The sequence below is a fragment of the Nitratidesulfovibrio oxamicus genome (assembly GCF_015731765.1).
Classification (GTDB): Bacteria; Desulfobacterota; Desulfovibrionia; order Desulfovibrionales; family Desulfovibrionaceae; genus Cupidesulfovibrio; species Cupidesulfovibrio oxamicus.
In genome coordinates, this window is sequence record NZ_VRYY01000561.1 from 1 (window position 1) to 1,364 (window position 1,364).

The window sequence follows — 1,364 nt, forward strand, 5'->3', positions numbered from 1 at the left end:
TCCATGGAGGAGGGGGTACACCCGATCCCATTCCGAACTCGGAAGTTAAGCCCTCCATCGCCGATGATACTGCGTACTCTTGCGTGGGAAAGTAGGCCGATGCCAGCACTTATTCTCAAAGGGATGCACAACCGCATCCCGACACATCACGAAAAGGCCCCGGTGAGAAATCACCGGGGCCTTCGTGCGTTCGGCGGCAGGGAAAGGCAGTGGAGGCGGGGATGAGGCGGGAGGCCTGCGCCATGTTGCGGTGAGCGGGCAGGGGGGGAATGGCAATGCGCTGTTCTGGACGTACCCCTCTTCGATCGTGGTGTTGAGGCGGATGCCTTGACCGTGCGGTAGGGCAAGGCGCGTCTTGACGCTGCAACGGCGACGGTGCTAGCACCGCACATTACCTACATGATGCCGCGCGACTGGCGAGAAAGTGGAGCAACACCACGGGGGAGCGCGGCATTCGTCAGCGCCGCTCGCCTGGGCCGCATCGGACACGATGCCGACAACCACCTTCCCCGCAACGGGGAAGCCTGTCCGGAGGCCGCCCATGTGCTTGTTCATGGTATTTCACGCAATCCTTCCCAGACATGGCGGTGCTGATGCCGCTGACGTCCCCGGTGCGGGCAGATTCCGCGCCGACCCTGTGGCGCGCTGTTGTGGTGTCATCTGCGCCTATCTTGACGCAGCCCTGCGCGCGGTCGCGTGCGCCTGCCGCGTCGTCTGCACCAGCCCTGCCGTGATTCCCTGTCCGATTCCCGCCGTCTCGCGGCCCTTGTTCGGGCCCGTTTCCGGCCCTGTTCGGGTGAGGTCCGCATGCTGAGGCGCATCCTGTCCGAATCGTCGCTCTCTGCCCTTGTGGCTGGCCTTGTGGCGGTCATCGTTTCCTACGCCGGGCCTGCCGCACTGATGTTTCAGGCGGCAGAGGCCGCACACCTGAGCCAGGCCCAGTTGTCCAGCTGGATCTGGGCCATTTCCGTGGCCAGCGGCGTGACCGGCATCGGCCTCAGCCTGCGTTACCGCGTGCCGGTGATCACCGCGTGGTCCACCCCCGGCGCGGCGTTGCTGGCCGCCGGATGGACCGCCTACAGCTATCCCGAGGCCATCGGGGCGTTCATCGCCGTGGGTGTGGCCATCACCGTGTTCGGTGTCACCGGGCTGTTCGCCGCGTTCATGGACCGCATTCCCAGGGCGGTGGTGTCGGCCATGCTGGCGGGCATCCTGTTCCGGTTCTGCGTGGACGTGTTCACGCGCATGCAGGCCGCGCCGGTGCTGGTGGCGCCCATGCTGCTGACGTGGCTGGCGGCCCGCCGCCTGGCCCCCCGTTACGCCGTGCTGCTGCCGCTGCTGGCGGGGTTGCTGGTGGCGGGCAT

At 66.6% G+C, this 1,364-nt stretch carries 1 protein-coding gene, 1 rRNA gene and 1 riboswitch; both genes read left to right on the top strand.

The window, feature by feature from the left end:
* Nucleotides 1-108, top strand: a 5S ribosomal RNA gene (gene rrf / locus FVW20_RS15555); the annotation flags it as partial.
* A 291-nt stretch (nt 109-399) separates the two neighbouring features.
* A riboswitch (ZMP/ZTP riboswitch) is annotated at nt 400-484 on the top strand.
* A gap of 323 nt (nt 485-807) precedes the next feature.
* Nucleotides 808-1,364 (top strand): benzoate/H(+) symporter BenE family transporter (locus tag FVW20_RS15560; RefSeq protein ID WP_196610317.1); only part of this gene is annotated, 557 nt, incomplete at its 3' end.